Here is a 25,731-nt window from a genome sequence, read left to right as displayed (position 1 = left end):
TAGATTTGCCGCCGGCTCCATTCAGATGCCTCCTCACAGAGGACACCTTTGCCTTAAGCTACGGCTACTACTGCCTTCACTATCAAAGACTTGAACCTAAAGATAGCGCTCATGCTAGCCACACTAAATAAAGCCCCACCTGAGTGGAGCTTAAATCGAACATAATCCGCGCTTGCAATTTCTTAACCTATCACCTGTTCGCCAAGTCATACGATACGATTACGGTTTCCTGTTCTTCATCTCTCGATAATAACGCCCCTCCGAGGCTGAGCTTAAGAAATCATTTGGATCAGTACAGTCTCACGTGCGAGTTCGTCAACTTTGGACTCTACGAATTTATAGATAATACCGTTACCAATCTCAGTAGCAAGCGCTACATCCATTGCGACGAATCCGGATTGCGCAGGATCGTGTCTTTGGATAATCGTAAGCTTGCTGCGTACGTAAATCAGTATTACCTCGCCGCCCTCCGGAACGCCCTCGAGGACTTTGTCCGGCGCGATACCGTTAATTGTTGACGTCTTATCATACAGCGTTAGAACGTAATTACCGCGCTCGGCGTCGCGCGCGCCTTCCCAATCAAAAGCGTTAATAAACCCGACACATGCGGCATAACTCTGCGTGCTGCCGTACGTGTTCTTCGCCTCGGCATAAATTTGCAATGCGTTTAACATGTTCATTCTCCTCCTATTTTCACTTTATACGGCTGTGGTAGCGTGATACGCGCGAGCCTCGGACAAACTAGCGATTGCACTCCATGTGTTGGTATTTATGTTGTATGCGTAGTTTAGCGCTCGCGCCAGTGACGGGTCTTCACCCGCGATACTATAAAGGACGCCGCCGACAGCGCTCACGGAATGGCGGTAGAGCTGTTTCGGAGCCGCTGCGAGTCCTGTCCACGCGTTGGTGCTGGCGTTGTATGCATACGTGTTATCGTAATAGGTCGTCGAATTGCCCGAGCCGCCGACCATATACATTAAGCCATTGTGTCCCGTACCCGAGCCACGATAAGTTGAGTAAGGTAAAACCGCCTTTGATCCCCAAACGTTGGTAACGGGAGAGTATTCGTAGTTTGTTGAAGTCGACGGATTACCATCGGCTGTCGAACCGCCCACGGCATATATTAACCCATTAGCCTCGCCAGTTACGTGTCCGGCACGCGTGTTAGCCATCGTCGCTTTAGCTGTCCACGTATTCAGCGTGGGCGAGTACTCGGACGTCGCGTTTAGAGCCGTACCGCCGCGAGCGCCGCCTATACAGTAAACTTTATCGGAGTACGACGCGAACTTTTGATGAATAATCCCCGTCGATGATCCGGCAATGTTTGCCTTTTGACTCCATGTATCGAGGACCGGATCGTATTCGTAAGTGGCGGCGATATTCGTAGCTGCGCTCGTCATTCCTCCGCCAACGTACGCCTTACCTAGCGCGGAACCTGCCCCCAATTGCGTCGCCGTTAAGGGAAATACGGCCTTTGTATCCCACGTGTTAGCCATAGGATCATATACGAAGTTCGTGTTCCTCACGCCATTTTGCACGCCTGTCGTAGTGCCTCCGATAGCGTAAATCTTGCCATACGAGATAAACGCCTTCCACGCCGATCCGTCCCATACCTTTCCTATCCGTTGCGTCCACGCTGATCCGTCCCATACACGTATCGCTTTCGGTTTCGCCTGCGCTGACCCGTTCCAATATTTAATCGTTGCCATTCCGTCACCTCACGTACTTAGATCGATCCAAATATCATTAACAGCGGGACTCGTCGGAGCCGTCGTAGCTACCGTAACCTTATTCGTAATCTTGTCCGCAACGGCCGTGTTAGCGAACGCTGTTGACGCAGCTTGCGTCGTATTCGTACCGACAGCCGCAGTAGGCACGGTCGGCGTACCCGTTAAGGCCGGAGAAGCTAACGGTGCTTTCGCAGCGAACTGCGTTTGAATTGTGCTAGTAACTCCGTCAAGATACCCGAGTTCCGTTGACGATACGTTGCCGATACTCGTCGTACTCGGGAGCGTGACAGTCCCTGTAAATGTGGGCGACGCACTTGATGCTTTTAATCCGAGCGCTGTGATAATCGCTGTTATCGTCATTGACGGTAACGTATACCAAGTAGCGGTGCCCATAACTCCTTTTATTACGTTCGCGAGCTTCGACCACAAGCGCGTAGGCGTATCTGCTCCTGCGGCTGCGACAACCGTATCGTCGATTGTACGGTTGCCTATAACGGTATCTGTCGCGCTATTTACCGTTCCCGCGCCCGTTGCTACTCCATCGAGCTTCGAAATTTTTGCGTCGAGTAAATCCGCGTTTGCATTAAAATTCGCAACCGTTGCGTTATCAGTCGCTTCTAGTATCTTTATTCCGCTTGGCAGCGTCTGCATATTATGGTCCCTCCCACGTTTCAAGTTGTCCGAATGTAAGCCCGCCCAGTGCGCCGAAAGTAGTCCCGTAGTCTTCGAGCTCACCGAACGTTATATAGATAAACATATATTCAATCTGCAAATGGGCAGGTAACACACCACGTATAGCCTGCTCCAAATCTGCTAAATTCGGAGGTACGCCGAGCATAGATACGAAGGTTACCGTAACCTTATAAACGCCGTAATCCTCGGTCACCTCGACTTCCCCATTCGCGTAGGCCTCCGCCACGGACTTAATCAGCTTCGCAGTAACAGTGCCCGTCCCACGAAGCTTCGAGCGGATGACCGCTCGGCGTTGATCATAGGGTTGCCCGGCATACGGAGTTACTCCGAGTTCCCGCTCCCATCTCACCAAACCCCATGTGGCTGAATCAACGAATCGTTGATCGAAGCTAGCTTCACTTGCCACCAATAGGCTGTCTAACTCTTCACCTTCGGCCTCGGCCAGCAATCGGAACTCTTTATTGCCATCATAAAAGCTAGGCAGGTGGCCTAGCCATTCGCGTCCCATAGGACTCGTCAAATCATTCACTCAAGGCCACCTCCCCGATGATAGCAACCTGCCCAGGCAATATGGACACATTCACCTCTCCGCCATTTAACGTCATGCTCGCAAAGTCATGAATGCTCGGCACGTCAAGCAGCATCGATCCGATGCGTACATACTTTGGTGACGGATCGCTAGAGAAAGCGATGCTTCTCAAATAAGCTTCCAACGCTGAACTAAAAGCAGTCTTCACCGTCTCCAGATTCGCTGTACCGGTAAGCTCAACACTAGCCGACACGTTAATCTCTACGCCTTCCGCGGCATCAACTGTGACGTTAGCGCCGATCGGCGCAACCCCTTCACCGGCTCCAGCAGCAGGACTAATATACTGCTGAACATCTTGAACTAGCTGGCTGCTCGCGGGCTGTTTGTTGCTATCTATGACGATAACGCGAACCGTCCCCGGCCCATTCCACAGCGGCTCTACCCTCACATCGCCAACACCCGCAATCGATAGCGCCCATTTCCGATAATCAGACTGATTGCCGCTCGTTCCCGGACTTTGAATCTCTTCAAAAAAGCGACTCCTCAGCTGCTCGTCTGATTCCTCATCCTCGCCCGGCACCAATATGTCTTGCAGCACGGCCGACGCAAGCCCATTTACATAATCAATAGGGAGCATAGCGCCGTATGGCTCATTACCGCTGCGGCCGAAGGACTCGCATTCGAGCTCGTATTGACCATCAGCAATACGTTCCAATACCTTGAAGTTCAATTGGCTTACCGAAAAACGGCTGCCCACCGGAATCTCGAACGGCGCATCTCCCTCTCCATAAAATCGTCCCAGCCGCTTCGCTTTCGTGGCCGATTGCCTTGTAATACCGAAATCCGCTGTACGTCTACTTAGATACTCACCGCTGGCCGTGTCGCCAAAGGTTAACGCCATCTGGATATCCAACTGCGCGTACATTTCGCCTAATTCTGCCGCTGCTGGGGCTAACGCGTCATAGATGATGCTGCCTTCACGCTTATCCACATCATTAGGCACGCGATCCAGCATACGCTGCAGCAATGTATCGAAATTAACGTTCTCATACATCTTGCCTCACCTCCTCTCGAAAGCTCCCAAAGTTGGATACAACGGTAAAGGTAGCTTTTACACCTTCGCCATCGATCTCCATTGTAAAATCATTTACTTCACTTATCCGATCGTCTTGAAGCAGCGCTTCGCTAATCCTACGCTTAAGCTCCGAACGAACAAACGCCGGATCAGCGCCAACCAAACCTTCCAATTCAACTCCGTAGTCAGCGCTATAGCAAAAGAATCGATAACGTTCCGTTTGCAAAATTTTAAAGACCGATTGCCTCACAGCATCCAGTCCATCGGTTAAACCAATGATGCGATTAGCAGCCGTGTCCAGCCTATACGTCCTGCTCGTCTCGGTGTGCTCCAACAATTCAGACTCTGACAAACTCATCCCCTGCGGAATCATGGTCGCACCAACTTATCGAGCACCACGTATTGCTGGCCGCCCTGCACGCGGAGCAACAACACTGCATCGCCAGCCTCTAGCCCCTTGCGAATAACAACCTTGCCCCCGGTCGCTGCCTCTCCCAGGTCGACCTCAAACTTCATTAATCTTTCCGGTATAATCAAAAAATCCTCCGGCAGCGTGAAACGTGGATCCACGTTCACTTCCAGAGGATTTAAACTCGCTACTTTACCGACCAGAACGGCCATCGGGTTACCAGCTGCATATGCCGCAGCACCTGCTTTTTTGATCGAATCCAGCAATGCCATTAAATCACCCTCAATTCCAGACTCATTGTATGCGCATCCGCATCGAACTTATGGGTACAATCTTCCACGAGAAAATATTGGCTAATCGCAAGCTCTTGAATGACGATTGGAATATAGAAGCCTGCCCGAACACGAAGATCGCCTATCGCTTCGATGCTGAGCGTCTTTTGCTCACGATTTTTTAATGTAAGCAATTGATCGACAAGCGTCTTGATCTGCGCTTCATTCATTTTCTCATCCGCCTGCTGGTACAGTTGAAGCCTGCCCCACTTGGCGATATTCGCGCTGTCCTGACCTGTATGGATATCCCGCTTCCCCGTCTTCTTATTGTCCTGATACACTTTAATATAGTTGTATGAATCACTATCAATCGAACGCTTATAACCGTAATCGTGCATCAAGCTCCAATCGCCGACAACGAAATCGAGCTTCATCTCCTTAATATTTCGAAGGGACAATTTGCCGAAATCATCATATAGAAAGAAGTTTCCTCTTTCATTAATGACCGTCAGGTCCAGTGCCTTGCAAATAATGTCCAGCAGTTTCTTATTGTCTTCCGACATTTTCGGGATTTTGTAGCCCGTATCCGATATAACCCCCAGATTCAGTTCAAAATCGGTAGCGATTTTCTTCACGATCTCCGACGCGGTAATATTGGTGAACACGTAGGTATCGTTAGCGAGCAAATACCGGATTTGGTCGTACGCCGTAATCGACACGCTCTCGTCCTTACCCGAATCAATATCGAACACATAGCCGTAAAAGACCCCGGCCCCGTCCTTCATCACGCGAATAACGTCACCAACGTTCACCGTAAATAGATCGCTTTGGAACAAGCTGCCCTTAACGAGCGTCAAACTTAAACTGGATGCCGACCCGATTCGCTTCGTCTTGTAGGTCAGTGACGGAACAATACTCGTAATGTCCCATACATTGCCGTTTCGGTTATCGATTAGAATCTCTAGCATCTCATAACCCCCTTAGCTTAAGGATTTTACCGACAAGTCCGTCTTTCTCATTAAGCACGTAGTCCGGAATACCATTTGCATATTGCAGAGTTTGCCATAGATTTGCATTTCCAAGCTGCAGCTTGGCCACGTCCAGAAGCGACTCGCCTTCTTTCATACGATACGTTTTAGGTATCTGACGATCCGATGAGCGGTTCACCTTTTTCTTGATTCCCGTCTGATCATTACCCAAAATCACTTTCCGAGCGCCATAAAAAACAAACTTCTTCAACCCGATACTGTATTCGATATCCGACGAACCCGCGATTTCCGACCACTCGAATTTCTCGATGCTAACGGCCATATTGAGATCGAATGAAGCGCCGGTGAAGACGAAACGGATCGGATGCTTCGTTTTCATCCAATTCAAGATCAAGTTCACGTAATATACCGGATCGTACAGAGCCTGGCTTGCGACGAAAGCATAATGATTTACCGGGAAGATGCTTTTGAATGAAATATCTGTCAGCTTCGGACTCTGAATAACGTTAATCTCACCTAAGCCGGATACCTCGAAGGTTTTGCCGCCGACTGAATCCCCAATTTGAATATCTGGAGGGTTAACTGGAATTCGAAAGCCCTCCTGCTGATTGTTATAACTGAGCCAGATTCCATACTCGGAATAATTGTTTATTTGCATTATGCGTACACCCCTTCCGCGGAGGTCGCGATCTGCTCATTGAGCGTCTTCTCGATACGTCCGATGATCGTATCAATGTCGTGGCCACTGTTAATATCGCCAGTCTGAACACTGACACTCGGCTGCAGGGATACGAAGTTTTGAATGTTCTTCATCTCGGCAAGCTCCCTCATCGTCTTTAAGTCTTCACTAGAGATATCAACCGTCTCGTTGATGCTTCCGACTTCATTGACGCGGTTAATGTCTGGTTGCGTTCCCCCAAAACCTTGTTGGTCGGTAGGAGTGGTAGGTAACTCTGATATTTCCTTAGAATCTGGAAAAGCACCATCTAATTTACCTTTGAATCCGTCTATCGCTCCTGTTGCTTGATGAACAAAGCTCCCCCCTTTCTTGTACCCCTCACTAAACGCATCGGTACTATTTATTTGATCAAGCTTCATACTAGAAAAATCTTTTACAGGTCTATTTGAATCTTCTGGCTTAAAGGCCTCTATGAAATCAGAATTCCATTTAATATTTAACCTCATATCACTGCCTACTAATTCCAACATTTTATCGATACCAGAAAAAATAGAGTTAAAAATATTTATAACGAAATCAAATATATTTTTAAAAACATCATAAAATGCCTTTTGAATTGCGTACAGAGGATCGATGAATGCATTAGTTAAAAATTCAGCAAAACTAACAAAATGATTCCATAATAATGCAATGATATTATGAATTTTACTGTACAAATAATAAAACATTCCTACAACATAACCAATGATCATCTCCGCTGTAAGTCCGAAATTCATAAGAAATGCCAAAAGAAGAGCAACTGCGCCAATAATCGCGAATATCGGCCAGAACGGCGCAAGCCATGCTATGGCTTGTGCCACTAATGGTGCCACCATCGCCCATAATCCAATAAGTATGGCTGGCAATAGTACCGCTACTAGTGCTGTCAATACCCCACCGATTATTGGCCAAAATTGACCAAAAACAGAAAAAAGCCATATTACACTGTCAACAACCATACCGAATAGATCCGCCGCCATAGATAACCCAACATGAATCATATCGAAGAATGGCTGGAACTTCCCTGACTCGAATGCTTCAATCAATTTAGCTAATATAGGCTGTAAGAGTGCTACAGCACCTTGCCCTGCGCTGGCAAAACTGGACTTTAATTGTCCCTTGAGTACCGTTAGTTGATTTAAGGGGCTACTCAACATCGTATCTAATGCCGATTTTCCCAAGTTGGACTTCTCTAGAATTTGATCCATCGCATCCAAAAATCCATTMATATCCTTTGCTTCGACAAATTTGGATAAGCCCGCTGACTCAATTTCTTCTTTTGCAATGTTGAATTTATCGGTGAGGCCCGTAAAATCTCCTGTCATTGCGACCTGAATTGCATCCGCTGCCTCAGCTGACGTTGCCCCGCCATTACTTAAATATCCCATTTGAGTAGACATATTTGTCATGCGGCCGAGTTGATCCGTATCTTGTGCTGTTGATGTAAGYGATAAAGCTACATTAACTGCCTCACTTTTATCGATTCCAAGCTTTAATGCGCTTGCGCTTGCGTTTTGGAATATTTGCGTACCCGTTTTCTCGCTGCCGGTTTGGGTAGCTAGCATATCTTTCATTTGTTTTTCTTTCAACGCTTCATTGATGGATACTGCCCCTGCCGCTATCATTAATTGACTTGTAAATGCAGCTATTGCTCCAAAAACGGGCATCAGTTCTGTAGGGGGCGGCGTTCTCAGCTTTTGCATCCTAGTTTTTTTTGCACTGTCTGCATTGGCACTGTCTGCTTTAGCCTCATTACCATTTTCCAATAGGTTGCTCGCATCCCCAGAGTCCGACGCTGCAGCAGATGGAGCTGGAACAGTCGGTACTTGAACGCTATTCATATTGTTTTTAAAATCAGCGCTTGCTTGCACGATTGCATTCATACTAGTTGATAAGCTGCTTAATCTTGTTTCAAGCTTTTTTGCAGCGACTTCGGTAGCAGAAATCCTTTGATAGATTTTACCGAAGTTACTCTCTAGCTTTTTCAAACCAGTCGCTTTTCGATTCACACTTGTAAAAGCTTGAACCGTAGTCTTAAGAGCCCTGTTTAGCGCTTCAACCGCCGCTGTTGCATTGTTAATACCGGAAGAATTGATTGGCGTTGCCATCCCTTCACCCCCTTCACACGGGCAAGAGCGCTCCCGAAGCCGAGAGCGCTGCCCGTCCTTATTTTCGTTTCGATCTGGCCCGCTGCTTCTTCTCGCTCTCGATGCGGACGTCGATCATGGCATAGATAGCCGCTTTCTCGCGGCGGGACATCGCCATCAGCTCGTGGGGCAAGATGCGCAGCTCGTGGAGGGCGTAGTAAGCGTAGTTCGCTTCTCCGTCGCCCTCTTTAATTAGTTTTTTACGTCATCGGCCAGATCGTTCAAGCTTTGGTTGAAACCGTTAATGTCCTGCACGCGCTGGACAAGGGAAGCATATTCACCTGGACGAAGCATGGTGCGAAGCAGATTTTCCGCGCCCATGACTCCGTACGACTTTTGCAATTCCGCATCCTTCAAGTTCGGGTAATGAATGCTGCTGACAACCAGCTTCGCCAAGTATTCATCCGTATTCGTCTCAGGTACGAATACCCCATTCTTACCTTTCACCTTACGCGTCGCCGACTTCCGGCAGTCCTCGTTCTCCGCCTCGGTCATGCTGCGAAGCTGCCATGCAATCGGCTCGCCCTCCGCGTTCTTGAAGCGATTCGATACGATAAAAGGTTCGGTCTCCTCCGCAGCCGCATGTTGCGCAAAAAATAAACTTAATTCACTCATGTTCGTCCTCCGATACGTTTATATGGTTTTTTAATTAATTGCCCGCAAGTTTTGCAAATTGATCTTGGATATCGACGCCCTCGAAGGTGAACTCCAGTTCTTCCTCCAGCGCCTCGCTTTCCGTATCCAGCTTGCCGATGATGACCTTGTTCAGGTTGACGTTATACAGCGTAACCGTCTGCTTGCCGATGGAGGAAGCCGGGTCCTCGTTCACGATGACGATGTCGAAGTAGGAGTCGATGCCCGTCTTCACGTAGTCCAGCATCATTTGGCGGAACTTCGTCGTCACGTAATAGATCGTCATGCTGCCCGTACCCGACCAGCCCGTCGCCTTGTGCTGCAAGCCGCGATGCCCGAGCGTCTTGATCTCGGCCTTCGTCTTCTCGATGCTTGCCTCCAGCGTCTTAATATAGAACATTTCCTCGTTGATTCCGTTAATATTGGCATACGCCCGTCCCTCTTGACCGGAAATCGTATCTCCCGCGTTCAAAAATGCCATCTTACTTCACCGTCACTTTCATATATACTTTTTCTACGCTGTCTACCGGTTGGATATAAGCATCGATGAAGATGCTGTCAGGCGACTCGCCGCCCGAAACGGTTAGATCCGTCTGCGAATCGAACTGCTGAATAGCACCGCGGCGCTGCAAGCCATCCAAATATTTCACGCATTCGCTGCGGAAAAGGCTTCGTCCATCTTGGTTGTTGTCGATCTTGCCGATATACGATGCTTCAAAAATATGTTTAAGGTCGTTCGCAATGCCGTCCAGCACGCGAATGACACGGTTTTTGGCGAATACTCGACTTTTACCAGTCGTTAGCGTCGTCAGCGTATTAATGTCCTGCTCGACGATCGCTTGACCGTTGCTTGCCGTGAATACGAATTCGCCGGCCAGCAGAGCTGCCTCGATCTGCGTATTCGTATAACGAATATCCGCATCTACAGCATCCTCGTAAGCATCGTAAGTCAACGATTTGTTCATTGCAGCTCCTGCCGTTGCTGCTGCCACCCATACCGTCGCATTTTGCGCATCCACGATCGTACCATCCGCCAGCTTAACGCCGTTTTTGACGCTAATGACGCCTTCATGATCCGCAGCAGGGTATTTCGCAACGACAACTTGGATTTTGCGGCCTTCTACTTCGCGAAGTCGACGGGCAAAAGCCGCATACGCCGCTTTAAGCGAATCATCGCTGGATACGAGCGCGATCGTATGGAAGTCGAGCAGCTCGATCTTCGACAGGAAGTCGATATGCTGCTGATTCGTAATCGAACCGTTCGCTCCGCCCTCAAGCGCAGTGCCAGCAGTTGCACTAAGAGCGCCAGTACCGCCGAATACGACGAAAGCGTTCGGAACAAGCGATGCAATGCCGTCCACCGTCTGGACATCCGCCTGTACGTTCGATACGTAAGTGATCACATCGAACAAATCACCGTCATCGACGTTCTCCTGAACAGCAACCTTGATCTCATTGCCTCGTACGCCGCCGAACTTCGCTGTTGCCGTAAGACTGCCGATCGCAGCCGTTGCTTTCGTCCCCTCATTCAAGCGATACACCAGAACCGTCTTAGCACGATTCAGCGCACTTGCGAGCCATCCAAGCTCCGGTGCGTCAAGAGTGTAGCCCAGTAAGCCGAATACATCCGATTCCGCATTGATTTCGATCATTTGCTGAGGCTGGCCCCAGTCAAGCGTTAGCGGGACTGAAACAATACCCCTCTCGCCGATGTTGCTTACTGCCTTCTTCTCGCCAACCACATTAATATAAACGCCGGGACGAATTTTGTTTTGCGTTGTCCAATTTCCACCTGCCATGTTCTACATGACCTCCTTTGTCAAATAAACGCTGATTTGTTTCGCTGCTTGTTCATGCGAGTAAGTCCCGTCCCCATCCAGCACTGCGGCTAGAACGTCTTTCTCGGAAGTCGAATACCTGCTCGCTGCAAGCAACTGTGATTTGCTAAAGCTTTGCTCCGGCTTCGCTGCTTTCCTGTCGCTTTTCTTCATCCATCCTTACCTCCATCATCTAAAAGCCTACATCGTGCTGCCCGGCTGCTACATCTGAATCACTCCTCTCGGGCTTGGTACAAAAAGGGACAAGCAGCTTATCCCTCAGCCGCTTGTCCCTCGCTCATGATCTCTTGCACAATATCATAATAGCACGGTTTTTTTGGCGATATCGGACATCCGGCGGACAACCTTCGGACATTAAGCGGACATAAACCGGACAAGCTCTTGCACAGCCTTCTGCTTCCATCTGCGGAACGTGCGATCCACAATACCAAGCTCTGAGGCAACGAACTCCGCTTGCTTTCCTTCTATATAACGAAGCTTCAACAACTGCGCGTATTGCGGCTCGCATTCCTCCAACGCTTCCAGCGCTTCGTCGATCTCCCGCTTCTGTCGCTCCAGATCCTGAAGCTCGCTAATCTTATCGAGCACGCCCCGATACCCTTCCGATGAGGATGCACCTGCCCTCGCTTCCAGCACCTTCTTGATCTTGGCCTCCAGCTCTTTGAGCAGCTGCTCGTCCTCCGGGCTTGCCGAAGCCTGGATTCGTTTCACTTCCTTAAGTTGCGCGCGTGTCCCAAGCGGATATTTCGTTAAGTTCGCATGAGCAGCCGATTCAATCTGCTGCTCTCTCTCGTCCAGATACATATAAGTCGGCAGCTTACGAAGCTCTCGGTGCAGCTCCTGCAGCTTATCGTCCTCTGACACTGCGCTAAGTCGGATGCCCGGTCCGACCGATGTTTTCTCAAGCTGCTTCATGCGCGCCGTCAGACGGCGATATGAGCCCAGCAATTCAAGTGCGATTTCTTCCTTATTCATTTGATACGACCTCCTATTTATTGTTTAAGTATTTTAAATACCCTTCTAAACAAAAAAATATAACTACACTTCGGTATTGACAATACCATCATCGAGAAATATACTAGCTGTGAAGTATTTTCAATAGCAACCCCGCTATTCATTAGACAGCCATACGTTTCCTTCTGATGAATTTCATTGTATTCGGTATTTATAATACCGTCAAGTAGTTTAAATACCGTTACAACAATAATGGAGGGTATTCAAAATGTCACTAGGGTCAAGAATCAAAGAGCTGCGCACCGAAAGAGGGCTGACTCAGCAGGAAATTGCTGCTAAACTGGAAATGGGCCGTTCCAACTTCGGCCATATCGAGAACGACCGCGTAACGCCGACGAGCGAGGACTTGCAGAAAATAGCGGATATTTTAACAACGACAACCGATTATCTACTCGGCCGCGACCATTCCACGGCAACTATTCCGGAATGGGCTACGTATAAAGATAAGCGCGACTTCAAGAAGCTGCTGGAGGACGACGGGGAAGTGATGTTCGACGGTGTCCCAATGAGCCCTACTGACCGTCAGCGTGTCATGGATGTGCTTACCGGACTGTTCTGGGAAGCGAAGCAAATGAACAAGCATAAGAAGACTGCACCGCAGGACGCGAGATCTGACGATGCCGAAAGGTAGCTGTTGCTATGGATAAACTAATTCGTAAGCTGATCCGAAAGTTCCAGACCAACGACCCTTTCACGATAGCCGAAGGGCTTGGCATCCATTTGCGGTACGCGGATTTAGGCGAGGATACGAGAGGCATTTATTATAAAATATTACGCAGACGTTTCATCGTCATTCACGAACAGCTCCCAGAGGATTGGCGTCGGTTCGTATGCGCGCATGAGCTTGGACATGACCGTCTGCATCCCGGATTCAACCGGTTTTGGCTGGACGAGCAATCATTCTTTAATGTAGGCAAGTATGAGCGGCAGGCAAGCAAGTTCGCCGTCCGGCTTCTAACTGCCGGTGATGCTCCTGGGAGAAGCGAGACGCTTGAGGAGTTGCTGCGGCGTAACGGTGTCCCTCCAGAGATGCAGAAGTTTTACTTCTAAAATTAATGAACAAAAATAAAGCTAGCAACCCGTTCCCCGGATTGCTAGCTTTTTTAAGCTTCTTTAGCGCTCGATCAGCCCATACTTGCTTTTGATCCGTTCCAGCTTCTCCAGCATCGGCCGCGAGAGAATGGCCAGGAACACGACTGTCGCGATGGCATGCACCATATCGAACCAGAAGCCCGAAGCGTACGTTGCAAGCAGCGCCTCCCATGAGAAGGTGGACGTGAACATCATCAACGATCCGATGTTAATAATGCCTCCATAGATGAAGAACGTTGCCAGTCCGCCGAATAGGCAAAGCGCCAGCCGCGTTTTCTTCAACAAGCCTTTCTTGAACAAAATGCCCGCCACAAAACCGATGATGCCGAAGCAAAACATTTGCCATGGCGTCCAAGGGCCTTGTCCGAAAAAGAAGTTGGAGACAAATCCCGCAACGGCGCCGACGAGAAACCCCGCCTCCGCACCGAAGCTGACGCCCGCGATAATAACGATCGCCACAACCGGCTTGAACTGCGGCAGCATGAAGAAAGCCGCCCGTCCGGCAACAGCAATAGCTGACAATACAGCAATAACGATTAACTCTCGCGCCTGTGGCTTGCGCTTCTCGAAGACGAGCGCGAAAGGCAGCATCGTATACAAAATAATCAATAAGCTAACAAAATAATATTTGCGGTCGTCCAGAACGAAGATGCCGAACAAAATCGTCGCAGGAATAACCAGCAAGATAAGCGCGGTGGATATCAGCGTCCGGCGACTGAGCCTGTCGCTCACTATCCGCTTCTCCGGCATTGCCCAATCACATCCTCTACCGTTACGCCGCCCGGCCACACGTGGCGAGCCATGCGATTGGCTGCCGTTGTGTAGAAGCTATTGCCTGCAAAAAACGTTTTCGTCTCGTTCGTCGCAATAATGCTCCCGTCGAAAAACATCGAGCAAACCTCCCCATGCCTGGCGCAAAACTCGATATCATGCGATACCATTACGATCGTGACGCCTTTTCCATTCAACCGCTTTAGAAAAGCGGCCAGCTTCTCCTTAAAGTAACCGTCCAGCCCCTTCGTCGGTTCGTCAAGCAATAAAATCTTTGGTTCGAGCAATAGTACCTTCGCAAGCGCGGCACGCTGCTGCTCACCGCCGCTCAGATCGTAAGGATGCATAGCCATTAACCGATCCAGCTCGGCGAACTCGACTACAGCCGCAACTTTGGCGGCCTTCTCCTCATTCGTCAATCCGGACGAATCAAGCATTTCGTACAAATCCTGCTCAACCGTTTTCTTCACGAACAGATGCTGCGGATTTTGAGGTAGAATGCCAAGATTGTGTGTGAATAGTTCTCTGTCGTTCAGTTTCGCGACGTTTTTGCCGCCGATAAGCACCTTCCCTCTATAAGGCTTAAGAATACCGCCAATTAAAGATAACGCGGTAGACTTCCCCGTCCCGTTGCCACCGACGATGCAGTGGAACTCACCTTCGCCAACCTCCAGCGACAAATCCTTGATGACATCCGCCCCGTTCTTCTCGTACTTAAACCAAACGTCTTGGAACATGATTGCCTTGCTGTGCGACTTCTTCGATACGTCCCGTCGTCCCTCAGCGATCCCCGATTCGGCAGCCGTCTTGCCTTCCAGATACGCATTCAGCCATTGTCGCCCTTCCTTGACTGTAATCGGACAAGGCAGCTCGCTGTCAACGCCGGCACAGATTTGAATGGGAGACGGCATCGAAGCGAACATCGGATGGTTCATGCGAGCTAGCGCTTCGCCTACAACCCAAGGCGAATCGTCCGCTATAATCGAGCCTTCGTCCATAACGATGACGCGATCCGAGAGCGGAAGCGCTTCTTCGAGCCGATGCTCGGTCATAATGATCGTCGTACCGAGCTCGCGATTGATTTTGAACACCGTCTCTAGAAAATCGGTCGCGGCGATCGGATCGAGCTGGGAAGTTGGTTCGTCCAAAATAAGCACGGAAGGCTGCATCGCCATGATGGAAGCCAAATTGAGGAGCTGCTTCTGCCCGCCTGACAATTCCGTCACGTTCTTGTGAAACCAAGTCTGGATGCCGAAGAAGCTCGCCATCTCGGCTACCCTTAGACGAATCGCCGCGTTGTCTGCGCCTAAGCTCTCGAGGCCGAAAGCCAGCTCATGCCACACTTTGTCCGTTACGATCTGGTTGTCGGGATGCTGCAGCACAAAGCCGATATCCGATGCCTGTGTTCTTTGGTCGATTTGCTCAATGGGAATGCCGCGAAAATGGATTTGTCCCGTACGCTCGCCGTGCGGCGCAAGCATCGGCTTCAGCTGCCTTAGCAGCGTGCTCTTGCCGCAGCCGGACCTTCCGCAGATCGTAATGAACTCACCGCTATGGATTGTGAGATTGATTCCTTTCAGCGCCTCCTCTTCTGCAAGAGGAAACTTGAAGCTTAAATCCTTGATTCGATAGCTTTCCATTTCAGTTCCTCCACCGCATTTGTAATGACAGGCAGCAAACATAATCCGAGATACGCGACATACACGGCCAGGCTAACCGCCTTCATTTCAGCCGCTTTCATCGAGGGAAAATAACGCATCGTATTTTCGCCTATTGCCCATCCGTATAGAATGGCGGCGATGAGTACCAGCATGATAGCAAGCACCGCTTTATCCCGCCGATCAAACCGATAAAGCGAGAAGCTCGTCCTCCCCGGCAACCCATAACCTCTGGCTTTCATCGAATCGGCCGTTTCAATCGCATTTTCGAGTGCCCAGGTCGTCATTATGGAAAGGATCGTCAGTCCGTTGCGAACTCTGGCAAGCAGGCTGCCCTGCGTCACATCCCTGCCGATGCTCCGCTGCGCGTTCGATATGATCTTGATCTGATGCATATAGCGTGGCACGAGTCGGAGCGCCATAGAAAAAATAAGCGACAGCGCGGGCAAAATTCGTCCGAACAAATAAATAAATTTATCCGAAGTCATGACGGCATTATAACAAGAGAACCATACAATAACCGTTACGAACATACATGCGGAAGCGAGTCCGTATAAGATCGATTCCAGCGTAATCGGATTACCGTTTTTCAAGTAAAATAGAATCGTGACACCCGCGTGGTTAAAAAGCGGATTCAACGCCGCCATCCCAAGCAGCAGCGGAAGCATATATAGAACGTTGAATCTAACGGCTTTCCTGCGCTTCAGCATAATAGAGTAAGCGATAGCGCTAAATAGCGCTATCGCTTGAAATACGGGATGCATGAACAGCATACTGAAAGCAATCACTACGGCAAAATATCCGAAGCTTATGAATGGATGATAACCGGAGAAGCTGTCGCGGTTCGCTTCCCTATTCATTGTCCCGTTCCTCCCGTGGCCGCATCGCCGCCCACGTCGCGTCCAAGATCGCATGTATATACCCAATCAACGACATCGCCGTCCTTCAGCTTGTAGCGGCTGCTGCCGTAGTTCGGAAACCATCCATTCACCTTGTACATCCAGCCGCTCAGCTCGCCGCAATCAAATTCGTACAAATTGTTGATACCTTCGATATAGTTGCTGTTATAGATCGGAGTCATCTCGAATTCCATATGAATTTTGTTCGCCTTCATTTCCCGAAGCAGCACGTCGAATACCGATTCACCTTCGTAAAAAGTCACTTTGCGAGCCTTGTAGATAACCCCGTCCTTCGGTAGCACTTCTAGCTTGTCCTCGTCGAGCATATCCAAATTGTCCAGTATAGTAGCGGCGCTTACGGATAACGTGACGGTCAGCTTTTTGTTCTTGTCGACCGTAACATCCTGTGGCTCCACTGGTTTCGGCTTGCCTGAAGGGACGGGATCTGTAAGATATTTATCCTTATCGGGTTCCTTGGTCGTCTGCGTCGTTGCCGGCGTCTTCGTTTCTGCCGGACGGCTCGTTACCGTGGCCGTTGCCTCAGGCTTATCTGGCTTCGGCTTCGGCGTTGCCGAAGGTGTGCCGGTAGCTTCGGTTGAAGCAGGCGATGTTTCGCCCGCTTCAACAATAACACTTCCCGTCGCCTGCGGATTTAAGCTCGGCTCGTTCGCACCGGCGATGTCCGGAGTCGTTGTCGGCCGCTCGCTCTCTTCGTCCAACGAAACCTCGCCCTCTTCCACCACCTGCGAAGCGGCCTCACTGCTCTTGCTCGGCTGCGTGCTTTTGCCATAATCGCCGCCCCAGAAGAAAGCAACCGCCAGAACGGCTATTATCGCCAGCGCTGCGAGCCATTTTTTATTATTCATATTGTCGCGCCTGCCTTGCTTGCATCTGCTCTATTAAGTGACATCCGACATCTCATACAATCGGTTAAGCCCTTTAATGAATCTGTCATATGCGACTAAAGCATAGAAGGATTGATCCGTTGCCATCAAGTCGACTTCGCCAGGCTTCGCGCCTCCGTTGTCAATACCGCCCGGCTTCACATGATAGAAGCCTCCGCCCTTCACGGCGAAGCCAAGTAGCGCGTCAAGCGCCGAATGGCCGTTCTTCACGAAACGCGGATCGGTATCCGCGTCGATGCCAAGTCCAGATAGAGCAACGACGACCTGCGCAATACTTTCGGCATTCGACGAACCCCAGCTTGCATAACTGCCATCCGCTAGCTGTGCCTTGGACAGCCATACCAAGCCGCGATCCACGGCTGCCTTCACCTTCTCGTTGGTGCCATAGTAAGACGTAAGGCTTTGAATAGCCATTGCCGTAATATCCGGATCGGCCGCAGCCGCTTCCTCGCCAAGCGCCCAGCCTCCACCTGCGATTTCACGTCCCAGTATGAAGTCGATCAATAGCGCTCTCGTCGTTTGCGTCTTGACTGCCGAGTCGACCGGAATCTCGTAACCTTTGCTGTCCAGAGCAATCAAAGCGAATATAGGACCGTTAATACCTTGTTTAATGACGGTATTGAAATCGGCCAACGGCTTGAGCAGGTTGTATCCTGCCACATTGTCGACTTTCTTCCCTAGCGCGGTAAGCGCTAGGACGACCCTGTCGTATTCCGTGTATTTGACATGATGAAGCTTTCCTTCTTTTTCCTTAAGGGTTTGTTCGACATTGGCTACATACTTGGCATAGTAGCCGTCTGGAACGTTTACCCCCGAACGAGCAAGTCCCAGTACTGACCATTCACCGCCAATGCTTGCGATAATTGGATTGGTTACAGTCTTCTGCAAGTAAGATGCAGCCTCATTGATAACCTGCTTGACTGCTTGATCCTGCCCAGCTTCAGGCTGTTCTGCCTGCTTACCGGTAAGAGCATAAGCCCTCATTGCAACGACTGCTGCCATTTCTCTCGTAACGTCAGCTTTCGGCTGGAACTGGTTGCCGTAACCGAGCATCAATTCCAATGCGACAATCGTTTGTACGTCTTTGTTGGCCCAGTTCGATACTGAGCTCAAATCTTTGATAGGCGTTACAGGGGTTGCTGCTTTCAAACCGAGCGCTCGAACAATCGTAGCCGCCATCTGTTCGCGCGTAATGCTCTTGCTCGGATCAAACTTATTATCGTAGCCCGATACGAAGCCTGCCTTATATGCCGCATTGACGTACGGGTAGAACCAATCATCCTTGGCAACGTCCGTAAAGGCGATCGCATTGTCAATATCCGTCTTCAATCCAAGCACAGATACCAACAGCTTCGTGAACTCCGCTCTTGTTATCGTCGATTTCGGATTGAACTTTCCGTTGCTGCCTTGAACGAACCCTTTCCCGGTCGCATCGGTAATGGCTTGATAAGCCCATGCCGAGATGGATGAGCTATCGGAATACAGCTTCGCGATGTCGATCGCTTGCTTCGTATACGCCACGAATGCCGCGCCGATATTCGATTTAATAACAAGATCATTGCCGTTCACGAATGCATAGATTTTTTTCTCGTTGTCTTTTGTTTCCAGTGCGCCTTGCTCATCCGTATCGTAAACCTTTATTTCCGTAAACTTGTTTTTCTCGTAGTACCCCGGAACTTGACCTGCCGCGTCTTTCAGTGAGATTGTCACCGGCGTATCGAAATTCACAGGTTCCTTGTCATTGCCGAGTACGAAAGCGTAATTCACATTTTTAAGAGAAGCTGTGCTGCCGGCAAGAGATGACTTAATCAGATTTTCAAGCTCGGAAATCGTAATGCTCGGCGCAGACAGAAGCTCTATCGTTTGCGGGCCAGACAATAGCTTTGTGCCCTTCGCGATCGCCGCGGTTATATTTCCTTTAACGGCCGTTACATGCGGAATACCGTCCGCAACGTCCGCCAGCTGCAGTTGCAGCTTTAAGTTCGTAGTAGGAATTTGAACCGTAATGTTGTCGGTATTGTTATGTTCTTTTGATAATTTAATGAAATAGTTTTTCTGAGCATCGTTCGGTACTTGAACGACCGGGTTAGATTCGTTAGGGTTTACGATCAGTTCTGACGATTTTCCGTCCGATGGGAGCTCCGAGAAACATTGGCTCGGATCGTATATGTCCAAGTCTTCACCCAAATTTGTCGTATAGCGCCATTGAATAACGTCTCCGTCTTCAAGCTCATACAAGCTTGCGCCGTAATTCGGATAAATGCCATTCACGTTGTACATCCAACCGCTATACTGGCCGTGATCGAACTCACCGTCTCCGGCAATCGATTCTACGTAGACGCTGTTGTATTCCTCGCTCCATGAATATTGCATGTTAATATTTTTGCTGCCAAGCACACGCTTGAGCACCGTCCATACCGTATCCCCGGACTGCAGCTCAACTTTAGTAGGGCTCAATACAAAACATTTATTAATCGTCATCTTGTCGACCGACAACGTCGCATATGTTTTCGGCTGAGGCTCCGTACCGCCACCTGGTGCTTCGACCTCAGAAGACGAATAAGCGACATAGTCCGTAAAATGATTCGTTTTGACGATGAGATCGGATCCGCTGTCATACGCATATTCGTTCTTGCCGCTTGCTTTGCCCGCCGCATCGTTGGCAAACTTCCCGATTGGATAGGCGATGCCCCCCTCGATGTAAGCCGCATCCTTGCCAGCTTTTCCTATGAACGTCAGCGTTACGTAATCGCTGAACTCGACTCTTCCGCTGCCGCCCATGGAGAACGCTTGTACGAGCGCATCCAGGCTGCGATTATCCGGAAGACTGTCGCTAATCTGAGCGATCAACGCAGGATCCGTCACCGATTTCGACGTCAGCAGCTCGATTGCCGAAGCATCGCCGCTCACAACCCGCGTACCGCTTGGAATGAAAGCAGCAGCTCCACCCTTTACGGCCTTGATTTCCGGCAGGTTCACTGCGCCTGAAAGGTCAACGGATACTTTAGACGACTTGCCCTCCGGAATCGTTATCGTCACTTCTTTGCCGCTGTCGCTTGCCGTGATCGGAATCGTGTAATCCTCGTTGTCCTGCGGAATGACTACCTCCGGCTTATCGCCGGCAGGAAGCTCAAGCTCGTTACCGTCCTTCGTTGGTTCGGGCACATAGAGCTCGACGTCCGTCATGTCATAGAGACGGTTCATTCCTTTCAGGAACCGGTCATACGCAACAAGTGCATACGTGCCTTGATCGGTAGCCATCGCATTGGCATCGCTCTCCATTTGCACGTGCTTGAATCCACCACCGGCAACGGCGAAGTCAAGCAAAGCATTCAAAGCCGATTTGCCGTTTTTAATGAATCTGGCATCGGTATGAGGGTCAATGCCCAGTCCCGTTAGAGCGACTATGACTTGCGCGGTGCTTTCGCTGTTTGCACCCCAATTATCAAAGCCTCCATCGCTCATTTGAGCATTGGATAACCAATCAACGGCTCTGTCCACCGCGGCTTTGACATCGCTTCTGGCTGCACAATAAGGCGTTAATGCTTGTATGGCCATTGAAGTCATGTCGGGATCCGCCACATCTCCGTAGAAAGTCCATCCTCCCGCATTATCCGTGCCTTTGTTGATTTCTTTGTCCAATATAGATTGAATTAATTTTTCTTTATCCGTCTGCACCTTTCCGGGGGCTGCTTCTGGAATTTCATAATCGTAGGCATCGATAGCAAGCAAAGCGAATACCGGACCGTTAAGACCTTGCCCGCTTACGAAATCGTAGTCCGCCAAACCGTCCTTCAGATCGATTCCGCCGATATTCGAAACGTCCATCCCGATGGAAGCAAGTCCGATCATCGTTCTGGAGTAGTCGGTGCTCGACCAAAACGCACCGTATTCCTCGATTTCCTTTTTAATTGCGGCATTCGCATTATTGTAATACGTCTCGTAATACCCTTTAGGCACGTCATGTCCGGCCCGCGCAAGCGTGAAAATGGACCATTCTCCGCCAAGCGTTCCCCATGTCGGGTTATTCACCGTCGCAAGCAGATAGGTTAAGCTTTTTTTCAAATGATTTTGAGCTGTCTGAACGGTTCCAGGCTTATAAGTAAATGTAAAAGTGCTCTCCGCTATATTGCCCGCCGCATCCACGGCTGTTACGACAATCGTGTTCGCTCCTTCGCGAAGCGTCGCCTCGTACTTCCCGTTCTTGCTGCTAACGATAGTATCGTTCAGCTTCACTACCGGAACGATGCCCTTGGTTCGATTATCCGTAACCGAAACATTAAAGCCAAGGTGTTCCAAATCGACTTCCTGACCATTAACGATCCCCTCAACCGAGATGACGGGCTGTTTCGTATCCGGCGTCAAAATCTCTACGTCGGTCATATCGTACAAATACGTCAGTCCGTTAATGTATCGACTGTAGGCAACAAGCGCGTATGTGCCTTGGTCGGTTGCCATGCCGTCAACTTTACCCGTCTTGACATGTTTGAAGCCGCCTTCGGGCACTGCGAAAGCCAATAGCGCGTCCAATGCCGAGATGCCGTTTTTAATAAAACGCTCATCCGTGTGGGCATCTACCCCAAAGCCGGATAAAGCCGTAATAACTTGTGCGATGCTTTCGCTACTCGAGGATCCCCAACTCGTATAGCCTCCGTCCGCGCTTTGTGCTTTGGATAACCACGCAATCGCTCGATCCGCAGCTCCCTTTACATTAGTGTTCGTCTCGTAATAAGGAACCAGCGCTTGCAGCGCCATGGCTGTCATATCCACATCGGCTGCGCTCGTTCCTAGTGCCCAACCGCCTGCTTGATCGGTACCTTTCTTTATTTCCTTATCGAGCAAAAATTGAACGAGATTTTCCCTTGTCGTTTGCGTCTTTCCTACAGGAGCGACAGGAATTTCATAGTCATGACTGTCCAGCGCAATCAGCGCGAATATCGGACCGTTATTGCCTTGCTTCTTGACGTAATCGAAGTCTGCTAACGCGCTTCTCAAGTCAAAGCCGGCAACGTCCGTTATATCCCGGCCAACGGATGTAAGTCCAAGAATAACGCGGGAATGCTCCGTGCTTTTCGTCTTGTCGAGCACGCCCGAGTTAGCCGTCATTAGCTCGGTGACTTTATTGGCTACATTATTATAGTAGATATCGTAATATCCGTTTGGAACGTCATATTGTCCCCGCGCAAGCGAGAGGACGGACCAGTCCCCGCTCCCCGTTCCGAATACGGGATTCGTGACGGTTTTCTGGATATAAGCAAGGTTTGCATCGATTTGTTGCTCCAGCAGGGCGTCGAACGTTTGCTTGTACGTAACGACAAAGGTTTGCTCTGCTTTGTTGCCGGCCTCATCATCAGCTGTTATCGCAATCGTGTTGTTGCCAGCGATCAGCGTCGCCGTATATTGTCCATCCGTTCCCGTAATGACCGTCCCATTCAGCTTCACTTGAGGAGTGATCGCTTCCGATACGTTGTCCGTTACCGTAACGGCGAAATCTAATTCGCTGTTGGTTAAGATGGCGTTGTTTTCTATGCCTACAACTTCGATAATGGGCAGCTCCGTATCTTCCTCATCGGTGCTCAATACTTCGTTTAGATCGGCAAGTGCTTCATCGACGCTATCTTGGGAGCTAACCATGCTTTCAAGCACGTCATAGGCAGCCGAATCAGATTCATCCTCCGCCGCGAGCGCAATGCTGGCTCCGTTCGTGAACACGACAGAGAATAGGATGCTTGCGATAAGCAGCCACGCTAAATACTTGTTCCTGATCATCTTTTCATTACTTCCTTTCCAGTCCTTCGATTTCTACTAAATCTTGTCTACCATACTTTCAGCGCGCACAAAAAAAACCTTCCGCCGCAATCGGCAAAAGGTTTAATAGCGCACACAGCAAAAAGCCCACACTAAAAAACATCCTCCTATCGCTCGTAGAATGAATGGCATATCGAAACAGGCAGGTATTCTGGCTCAAGCGTCATCGCCCTTGCATCCTTCCCGGTTTCCCAGTGGCATCTTGCAAGAACTCTTCTTATACAGCGGCGGGACCGCGCGAGATTTGCACTCGCTTCCCTTTTAACCAATCGACAGCTCGACGGAATCGAGACTGATCATTGGCACCTGTTCCTACTATGAAATTATGTTGCTTATCATATCCGATTAATCGGCATTTGTCATGCATTTGTTTTAAATTCATGCCGTGTATGAGCTCACCGCCGGGTATATGGCTCATTAGGTGCATTTCGTCGAACTAATCTCCGTTGCCTCACGGTTGTGAGCTCGATAGTTGCCTTTCATCGAACTAATTCGGCCGATTCGCCACTACCTCACCAAACAATCCCCTTTAGTTGCCTGATATCGAACTAAACAGGTGGCTCGCTTGGTACAAGGCTAATTAGTTGCCTAGAATGACACTATAGCAGATGAGCTGGCTTTTGGAGCGTACCCGCTTCATGCCGTGTAGGAGCTTACCTGCCATTTCAATTTATCCAAGCACCATATAGCATCACAAGTCATCCACTAAACTTAGCGCTCCAAGTCAATCCGCAAAAATGCTCTAAGTCACATCAAGTTCACAGCCATTTAGAGCCAAAAAGTTTTTGCGCCAATTGGTAAGTTGCACATATTTGTTCACGGTTGTCCAAAGTTGTTCAGGTCAAGTGCGCCCTTTTCTTCAGGAGGTGGAGATTTATATGATAAGATAGAATTTGCCACACACTACGATTACGAGGTGCCCATATGTCCATTAGCTTCACTTCTTCAATTATTAGCCGTCTAAAAAGAGAAATTGCCGATACGCAGAATCAGCTTGCGAACGATAAAACGAAACTTGCAAAAGTGAGCGCGAAAATAAAACAACTGCAAAAAGACAGTAAGCTGAGCTCTTCGCCCAGCGACCTAAGCAGCAAAATGACCCAGCTTACGAAGCTGAAGGATGAAGCCGCGAAGCTTGAAGCATCGCAAGCAGACTTAACGAAGCAACTGACGGCGAAAAACGCCGAGCTTAGGCAGCAGCTTGCTAAGTCGAAGCAGCAATAAGAAAAAAGCTTCCTTAGCGCATGATAACATGCCTTCGGAAGCTTTTTTTAAGTAATTTACGTTAGTTTAACAAGGCTGTAGTTTTTCTTGCCTTTGCGAATAATGATGAATTTCCCGCCGATTGCATGCTCGGACGAAACCGCGAACTCGAGGTCGGTGATCTTCTCGCCGTTCATTGAGATGGCGCCGTTCGATACGTCTTCGCGCGATTGTCGCTTCGAAGGCTCGATACCAATCTCTACGAGCCACTCCACGATGTTTTTCGCTTCGCCTTCGCCGCTCGCCTCGTACGTCGGCATTTCTTTGAAGCCTTGCTCGATCTCGTCTGCCGTAAGCGAACGAATATCGCCGCTGAACAACGCAGCCGTAATACGCTTTGCTTGGTCCAACAGTTCGTCGCCGTGCACGAAACGAGTCATCTCTTCCGCAAGCGCCTTCTGCGCATCACGCTTATGCGGTTCGGTCTGCACCTTTTCCGCAAGCGCCTCAATTTCATCTTTGCTGAGGAACGTGAAGTACTTCAAGTATTTCACAACATCGCGGTCATCGGTATTCGCCCAGAACTGGTAGAACTCATAAGGTGTCGTCTTGTTCGGGTCAAGCCATATGGCTCCGCCTGCCGTCTTGCCGAACTTCGTGCCATCCGCCTTAAGCATAAGAGGAATCGTAAGGCCGAACGCCTTCGCCTCCGAGCCTTCCTTCTTGCGGATCAGATCAAGACCGCTCGTAATATTGCCCCATTGATCAGAACCTCCGATTTGCAGTTGCACATCCTCGTGTTGGTACAGGTGCAAGTAATCGAGCGATTGAAGAATTTGGTACGAGAATTCGGTGAACGAGATACCGCTATCCAGCCTGCTCGCTACGACATCCTTCGCCAGCATCGTGTTGAGGTTGAAGTTTTTGCCGTAGTCGCGGAGGAAGTCGATGATATTGAGTTTATGCGTCCAATCGTAGTTGTTCACCATGCGAATCTCGTTGTCGCCGTCCGTGATGAACAGCTTACGCAGTTGAGCACTTAGCGCATTCACGTTGTCCTGTACCTGTTCAAGCGTCTGCAAAGAACGCTCTGTCTGCCGTCCGCTCGGATCGCCAATCGTACCTGTCGCTCCGCCGATCAGAATAACCGGACGATGACCGGCCAGCTGGAATCGCTTCAGCACCATGAACGGAATCAAATGTCCGATATGCATACTGTCCCCCGTCGGGTCAACGCCGCAATACAGCGATACCGCCTTCGTATTCGTTAATTCACGTAAGCCMTCTGCATCTGTCTGCTGATTAATGGCGTCACGCCATTCGAGTTCGTCGATAATGTTCACAGCCA

General features: G+C 49.7%; 24 protein-coding genes and 1 riboswitch. Of the genes, 3 read left to right on the top strand and 21 right to left on the bottom strand.

From position 1 onward, the window contains the following. Nucleotides 1–272: 272 nt before the first annotated feature. The 15 genes from AC1DF0_RS24875 to AC1DF0_RS24805 form a co-directional block, all read right to left on the bottom strand. A complete protein-coding gene (locus AC1DF0_RS24875) occupies nt 273–674 on the bottom strand; it encodes a hypothetical protein (protein WP_477575801.1) in 402 nt (133 codons plus the stop codon). 24 nt (nt 675–698) lie between these two features. Then, the gene (locus AC1DF0_RS24870; protein WP_477575799.1) at nt 699–1,709 is read right to left on the bottom strand and encodes a Kelch repeat-containing protein; all 1,011 of its coding nucleotides are present in this window, start codon (nt 1,707–1,709) and stop codon (nt 699–701) included. Between the two features lie 9 nt (nt 1,710–1,718). Continuing rightward, nucleotides 1,719–2,381, bottom strand: a complete 663-nt coding sequence (locus AC1DF0_RS24865; protein ID WP_477575797.1) for a hypothetical protein — start codon at nt 2,379–2,381, stop codon at nt 1,719–1,721. Between the two features lies 1 nt (nt 2,382). Further along, the gene (locus AC1DF0_RS24860) at nt 2,383–2,952 is read right to left on the bottom strand and encodes a putative phage tail protein (RefSeq protein ID WP_477575795.1); all 570 of its coding nucleotides are present in this window, start codon (nt 2,950–2,952) and stop codon (nt 2,383–2,385) included. Beyond that, a complete protein-coding gene (locus AC1DF0_RS24855) occupies nt 2,945–4,006 on the bottom strand; it encodes a baseplate J/gp47 family protein (protein ID WP_477575793.1) in 1,062 nt (353 codons plus the stop codon). Before AC1DF0_RS24855 ends, AC1DF0_RS24860 begins: the two co-directional genes overlap by 8 nt. Next, the gene (locus tag AC1DF0_RS24850; protein ID WP_477575791.1) at nt 3,999–4,385 is read right to left on the bottom strand and encodes a DUF2634 domain-containing protein; all 387 of its coding nucleotides are present in this window, start codon (nt 4,383–4,385) and stop codon (nt 3,999–4,001) included. Before AC1DF0_RS24850 ends, AC1DF0_RS24855 begins: the two co-directional genes overlap by 8 nt. Nucleotides 4,386–4,396: 11 nt before the next feature. Next, nucleotides 4,397–4,708, bottom strand: coding sequence for a DUF2577 domain-containing protein (locus AC1DF0_RS24845; RefSeq protein WP_477575789.1), 312 nt, complete (start codon nt 4,706–4,708; stop codon nt 4,397–4,399). Next, the gene (locus AC1DF0_RS24840) at nt 4,708–5,676 is read right to left on the bottom strand and encodes an XkdQ/YqbQ family protein (protein ID WP_477575787.1); all 969 of its coding nucleotides are present in this window, start codon (nt 5,674–5,676) and stop codon (nt 4,708–4,710) included. Before AC1DF0_RS24840 ends, AC1DF0_RS24845 begins: the two co-directional genes overlap by 1 nt. A gap of 1 nt (nt 5,677) precedes the next feature. Beyond that, nucleotides 5,678–6,355: a LysM peptidoglycan-binding domain-containing protein gene (locus tag AC1DF0_RS24835; RefSeq protein WP_477575785.1), complete on the bottom strand. Its 678-nt coding sequence runs from the start codon at nt 6,353–6,355 to the stop codon at nt 5,678–5,680. After that, entirely contained in the window at nt 6,355–8,523 is a 2,169-nt protein-coding gene (locus AC1DF0_RS24830) for a phage tail family protein (RefSeq protein WP_477575783.1), read from the bottom strand. Before AC1DF0_RS24830 ends, AC1DF0_RS24835 begins: the two co-directional genes overlap by 1 nt. Before the next feature lie 231 nt (nt 8,524–8,754). After that, the gene (locus AC1DF0_RS24825) at nt 8,755–9,177 is read right to left on the bottom strand and encodes a phage tail assembly chaperone (protein WP_477575781.1); all 423 of its coding nucleotides are present in this window, start codon (nt 9,175–9,177) and stop codon (nt 8,755–8,757) included. Between the two features lie 34 nt (nt 9,178–9,211). Continuing rightward, nucleotides 9,212–9,676, bottom strand: a complete 465-nt coding sequence (locus tag AC1DF0_RS24820) for a phage tail tube protein (protein WP_475824403.1) — start codon at nt 9,674–9,676, stop codon at nt 9,212–9,214. 1 nt (nt 9,677) lies between these two features. Further along, nucleotides 9,678–10,994, bottom strand: a complete 1,317-nt coding sequence (locus AC1DF0_RS24815; protein WP_477575779.1) for a phage tail sheath family protein — start codon at nt 10,992–10,994, stop codon at nt 9,678–9,680. Nucleotides 10,995–10,997: 3 nt separating this feature from the next. Then, nucleotides 10,998–11,186 carry a hypothetical protein gene (locus tag AC1DF0_RS24810; RefSeq protein WP_477575777.1) on the bottom strand — a complete coding sequence of 63 codons (189 nt, stop codon included), beginning with the start codon at nt 11,184–11,186 and terminating at the stop codon, nt 10,998–11,000. Between the two features lie 201 nt (nt 11,187–11,387). Further along, nucleotides 11,388–12,008 carry an ECF-type sigma factor gene (locus tag AC1DF0_RS24805; RefSeq protein ID WP_337100942.1) on the bottom strand — a complete coding sequence of 207 codons (621 nt, stop codon included), beginning with the start codon at nt 12,006–12,008 and terminating at the stop codon, nt 11,388–11,390. Between the two features lie 247 nt (nt 12,009–12,255). On the opposite strand from AC1DF0_RS24805, the gene AC1DF0_RS24800 reads away from it, so the two are divergent. Next, complete coding sequence (locus AC1DF0_RS24800) at nt 12,256–12,678, top strand: helix-turn-helix domain-containing protein (protein WP_475824406.1); 423 nt, start codon at nt 12,256–12,258, stop codon at nt 12,676–12,678. 8 nt (nt 12,679–12,686) lie between these two features. Next, nucleotides 12,687–13,097 carry an ImmA/IrrE family metallo-endopeptidase gene (locus AC1DF0_RS24795; RefSeq protein ID WP_475824407.1) on the top strand — a complete coding sequence of 137 codons (411 nt, stop codon included), beginning with the start codon at nt 12,687–12,689 and terminating at the stop codon, nt 13,095–13,097. Nucleotides 13,098–13,160: 63 nt separating this feature from the next. Here the strand turns inward: AC1DF0_RS24795 and AC1DF0_RS24790 are convergent, their stop codons facing one another. From AC1DF0_RS24790 to AC1DF0_RS24770, 5 genes are read right to left on the bottom strand one after another with little or no spacing between them, the layout of a single operon-like run. Next, the gene (locus tag AC1DF0_RS24790) at nt 13,161–13,871 is read right to left on the bottom strand and encodes an ECF transporter S component (RefSeq protein ID WP_477575774.1); all 711 of its coding nucleotides are present in this window, start codon (nt 13,869–13,871) and stop codon (nt 13,161–13,163) included. Beyond that, complete coding sequence (locus AC1DF0_RS24785; protein WP_477575772.1) at nt 13,871–15,550, bottom strand: ABC transporter ATP-binding protein; 1,680 nt, start codon at nt 15,548–15,550, stop codon at nt 13,871–13,873. Before AC1DF0_RS24785 ends, AC1DF0_RS24790 begins: the two co-directional genes overlap by 1 nt. Next, nucleotides 15,523–16,428, bottom strand: coding sequence for an energy-coupling factor transporter transmembrane component T (locus AC1DF0_RS24780; RefSeq protein ID WP_477575770.1), 906 nt, complete (start codon nt 16,426–16,428; stop codon nt 15,523–15,525). The genes AC1DF0_RS24785 and AC1DF0_RS24780 overlap by 28 nt, the downstream gene beginning before the upstream one ends. Then, nucleotides 16,425–17,333 (bottom strand): DUF4430 domain-containing protein, encoded by a 909-nt coding sequence (locus AC1DF0_RS24775; RefSeq protein WP_477575768.1) that lies wholly within the window; start codon nt 17,331–17,333, stop codon nt 16,425–16,427. The genes AC1DF0_RS24780 and AC1DF0_RS24775 overlap by 4 nt, the downstream gene beginning before the upstream one ends. Before the next feature lie 33 nt (nt 17,334–17,366). Then, nucleotides 17,367–23,141, bottom strand: coding sequence for an S-layer homology domain-containing protein (locus AC1DF0_RS24770; RefSeq protein ID WP_477575766.1), 5,775 nt, complete (start codon nt 23,139–23,141; stop codon nt 17,367–17,369). 163 nt (nt 23,142–23,304) lie between these two features. Further along, nucleotides 23,305–23,505, bottom strand: a riboswitch (cobalamin riboswitch). Between the two features lie 599 nt (nt 23,506–24,104). Between AC1DF0_RS24770 and AC1DF0_RS24765 the strand changes: the two genes are divergently transcribed. Then, nucleotides 24,105–24,404 carry a hypothetical protein gene (locus tag AC1DF0_RS24765; RefSeq protein ID WP_477575764.1) on the top strand — a complete coding sequence of 100 codons (300 nt, stop codon included), beginning with the start codon at nt 24,105–24,107 and terminating at the stop codon, nt 24,402–24,404. 56 nt (nt 24,405–24,460) lie between these two features. Here the strand turns inward: AC1DF0_RS24765 and tyrS are convergent, their stop codons facing one another. Next, a complete protein-coding gene (tyrS, locus tag AC1DF0_RS24760) occupies nt 24,461–25,726 on the bottom strand; it encodes a tyrosine--tRNA ligase (RefSeq protein ID WP_477575762.1) in 1,266 nt (421 codons plus the stop codon). Between the last annotated feature and the right edge of the window lie 5 nt (nt 25,727–25,731).

The sequence above is a fragment of the Paenibacillus sp. 05T425 genome (assembly GCF_056396205.1).
The sequence above is the reverse complement of the archived record's forward strand: the minus strand, read 5'-3'. Positions and strand labels throughout refer to the sequence as shown.

What these genes read in the sequence shown, in the direction of transcription:
- AC1DF0_RS24875 (WP_477575801.1), bottom strand. Translation starts at nt 674, where the DNA reads ATGTTAAACGCATTGCAAATTTATGCCGAGGCGAAGAACACGTACGGC.
- AC1DF0_RS24870 (WP_477575799.1), bottom strand. Translation starts at nt 1,709, where the DNA reads ATGGCAACGATTAAATATTGGAACGGGTCAGCGCAGGCGAAACCGAAA.
- AC1DF0_RS24865 (WP_477575797.1), bottom strand. Translation starts at nt 2,381, where the DNA reads ATGCAGACGCTGCCAAGCGGAATAAAGATACTAGAAGCGACTGATAAC.
- AC1DF0_RS24855 (WP_477575793.1), bottom strand. Translation starts at nt 4,006, where the DNA reads ATGTATGAGAACGTTAATTTCGATACATTGCTGCAGCGTATGCTGGAT.
- AC1DF0_RS24850 (WP_477575791.1), bottom strand. Translation starts at nt 4,385, where the DNA reads ATGAGTTTGTCAGAGTCTGAATTGTTGGAGCACACCGAGACGAGCAGG.
- AC1DF0_RS24845 (WP_477575789.1), bottom strand. Translation starts at nt 4,708, where the DNA reads ATGGCATTGCTGGATTCGATCAAAAAAGCAGGTGCTGCGGCATATGCA.
- AC1DF0_RS24840 (WP_477575787.1), bottom strand. Translation starts at nt 5,676, where the DNA reads ATGCTAGAGATTCTAATCGATAACCGAAACGGCAATGTATGGGACATT.
- AC1DF0_RS24835 (WP_477575785.1), bottom strand. Translation starts at nt 6,355, where the DNA reads ATGCAAATAAACAATTATTCCGAGTATGGAATCTGGCTCAGTTATAAC.
- AC1DF0_RS24825 (WP_477575781.1), bottom strand. Translation starts at nt 9,177, where the DNA reads ATGAGTGAATTAAGTTTATTTTTTGCGCAACATGCGGCTGCGGAGGAG.
- AC1DF0_RS24820 (WP_475824403.1), bottom strand. Translation starts at nt 9,676, where the DNA reads ATGGCATTTTTGAACGCGGGAGATACGATTTCCGGTCAAGAGGGACGG.
- AC1DF0_RS24815 (WP_477575779.1), bottom strand. Translation starts at nt 10,994, where the DNA reads ATGGCAGGTGGAAATTGGACAACGCAAAACAAAATTCGTCCCGGCGTT.
- AC1DF0_RS24810 (WP_477575777.1), bottom strand. Translation starts at nt 11,186, where the DNA reads ATGAAGAAAAGCGACAGGAAAGCAGCGAAGCCGGAGCAAAGCTTTAGC.
- AC1DF0_RS24805 (WP_337100942.1), bottom strand. Translation starts at nt 12,008, where the DNA reads ATGAATAAGGAAGAAATCGCACTTGAATTGCTGGGCTCATATCGCCGT.
- AC1DF0_RS24800 (WP_475824406.1), top strand. Translation starts at nt 12,256, where the DNA reads ATGTCACTAGGGTCAAGAATCAAAGAGCTGCGCACCGAAAGAGGGCTG.
- AC1DF0_RS24795 (WP_475824407.1), top strand. Translation starts at nt 12,687, where the DNA reads ATGGATAAACTAATTCGTAAGCTGATCCGAAAGTTCCAGACCAACGAC.
- AC1DF0_RS24785 (WP_477575772.1), bottom strand. Translation starts at nt 15,550, where the DNA reads ATGGAAAGCTATCGAATCAAGGATTTAAGCTTCAAGTTTCCTCTTGCA.
- AC1DF0_RS24780 (WP_477575770.1), bottom strand. Translation starts at nt 16,428, where the DNA reads ATGAATAGGGAAGCGAACCGCGACAGCTTCTCCGGTTATCATCCATTC.
- AC1DF0_RS24775 (WP_477575768.1), bottom strand. Translation starts at nt 17,333, where the DNA reads ATGAATAATAAAAAATGGCTCGCAGCGCTGGCGATAATAGCCGTTCTG.
- AC1DF0_RS24770 (WP_477575766.1), bottom strand. Translation starts at nt 23,141, where the DNA reads ATGATCAGGAACAAGTATTTAGCGTGGCTGCTTATCGCAAGCATCCTA.
- AC1DF0_RS24765 (WP_477575764.1), top strand. Translation starts at nt 24,105, where the DNA reads ATGTCCATTAGCTTCACTTCTTCAATTATTAGCCGTCTAAAAAGAGAA.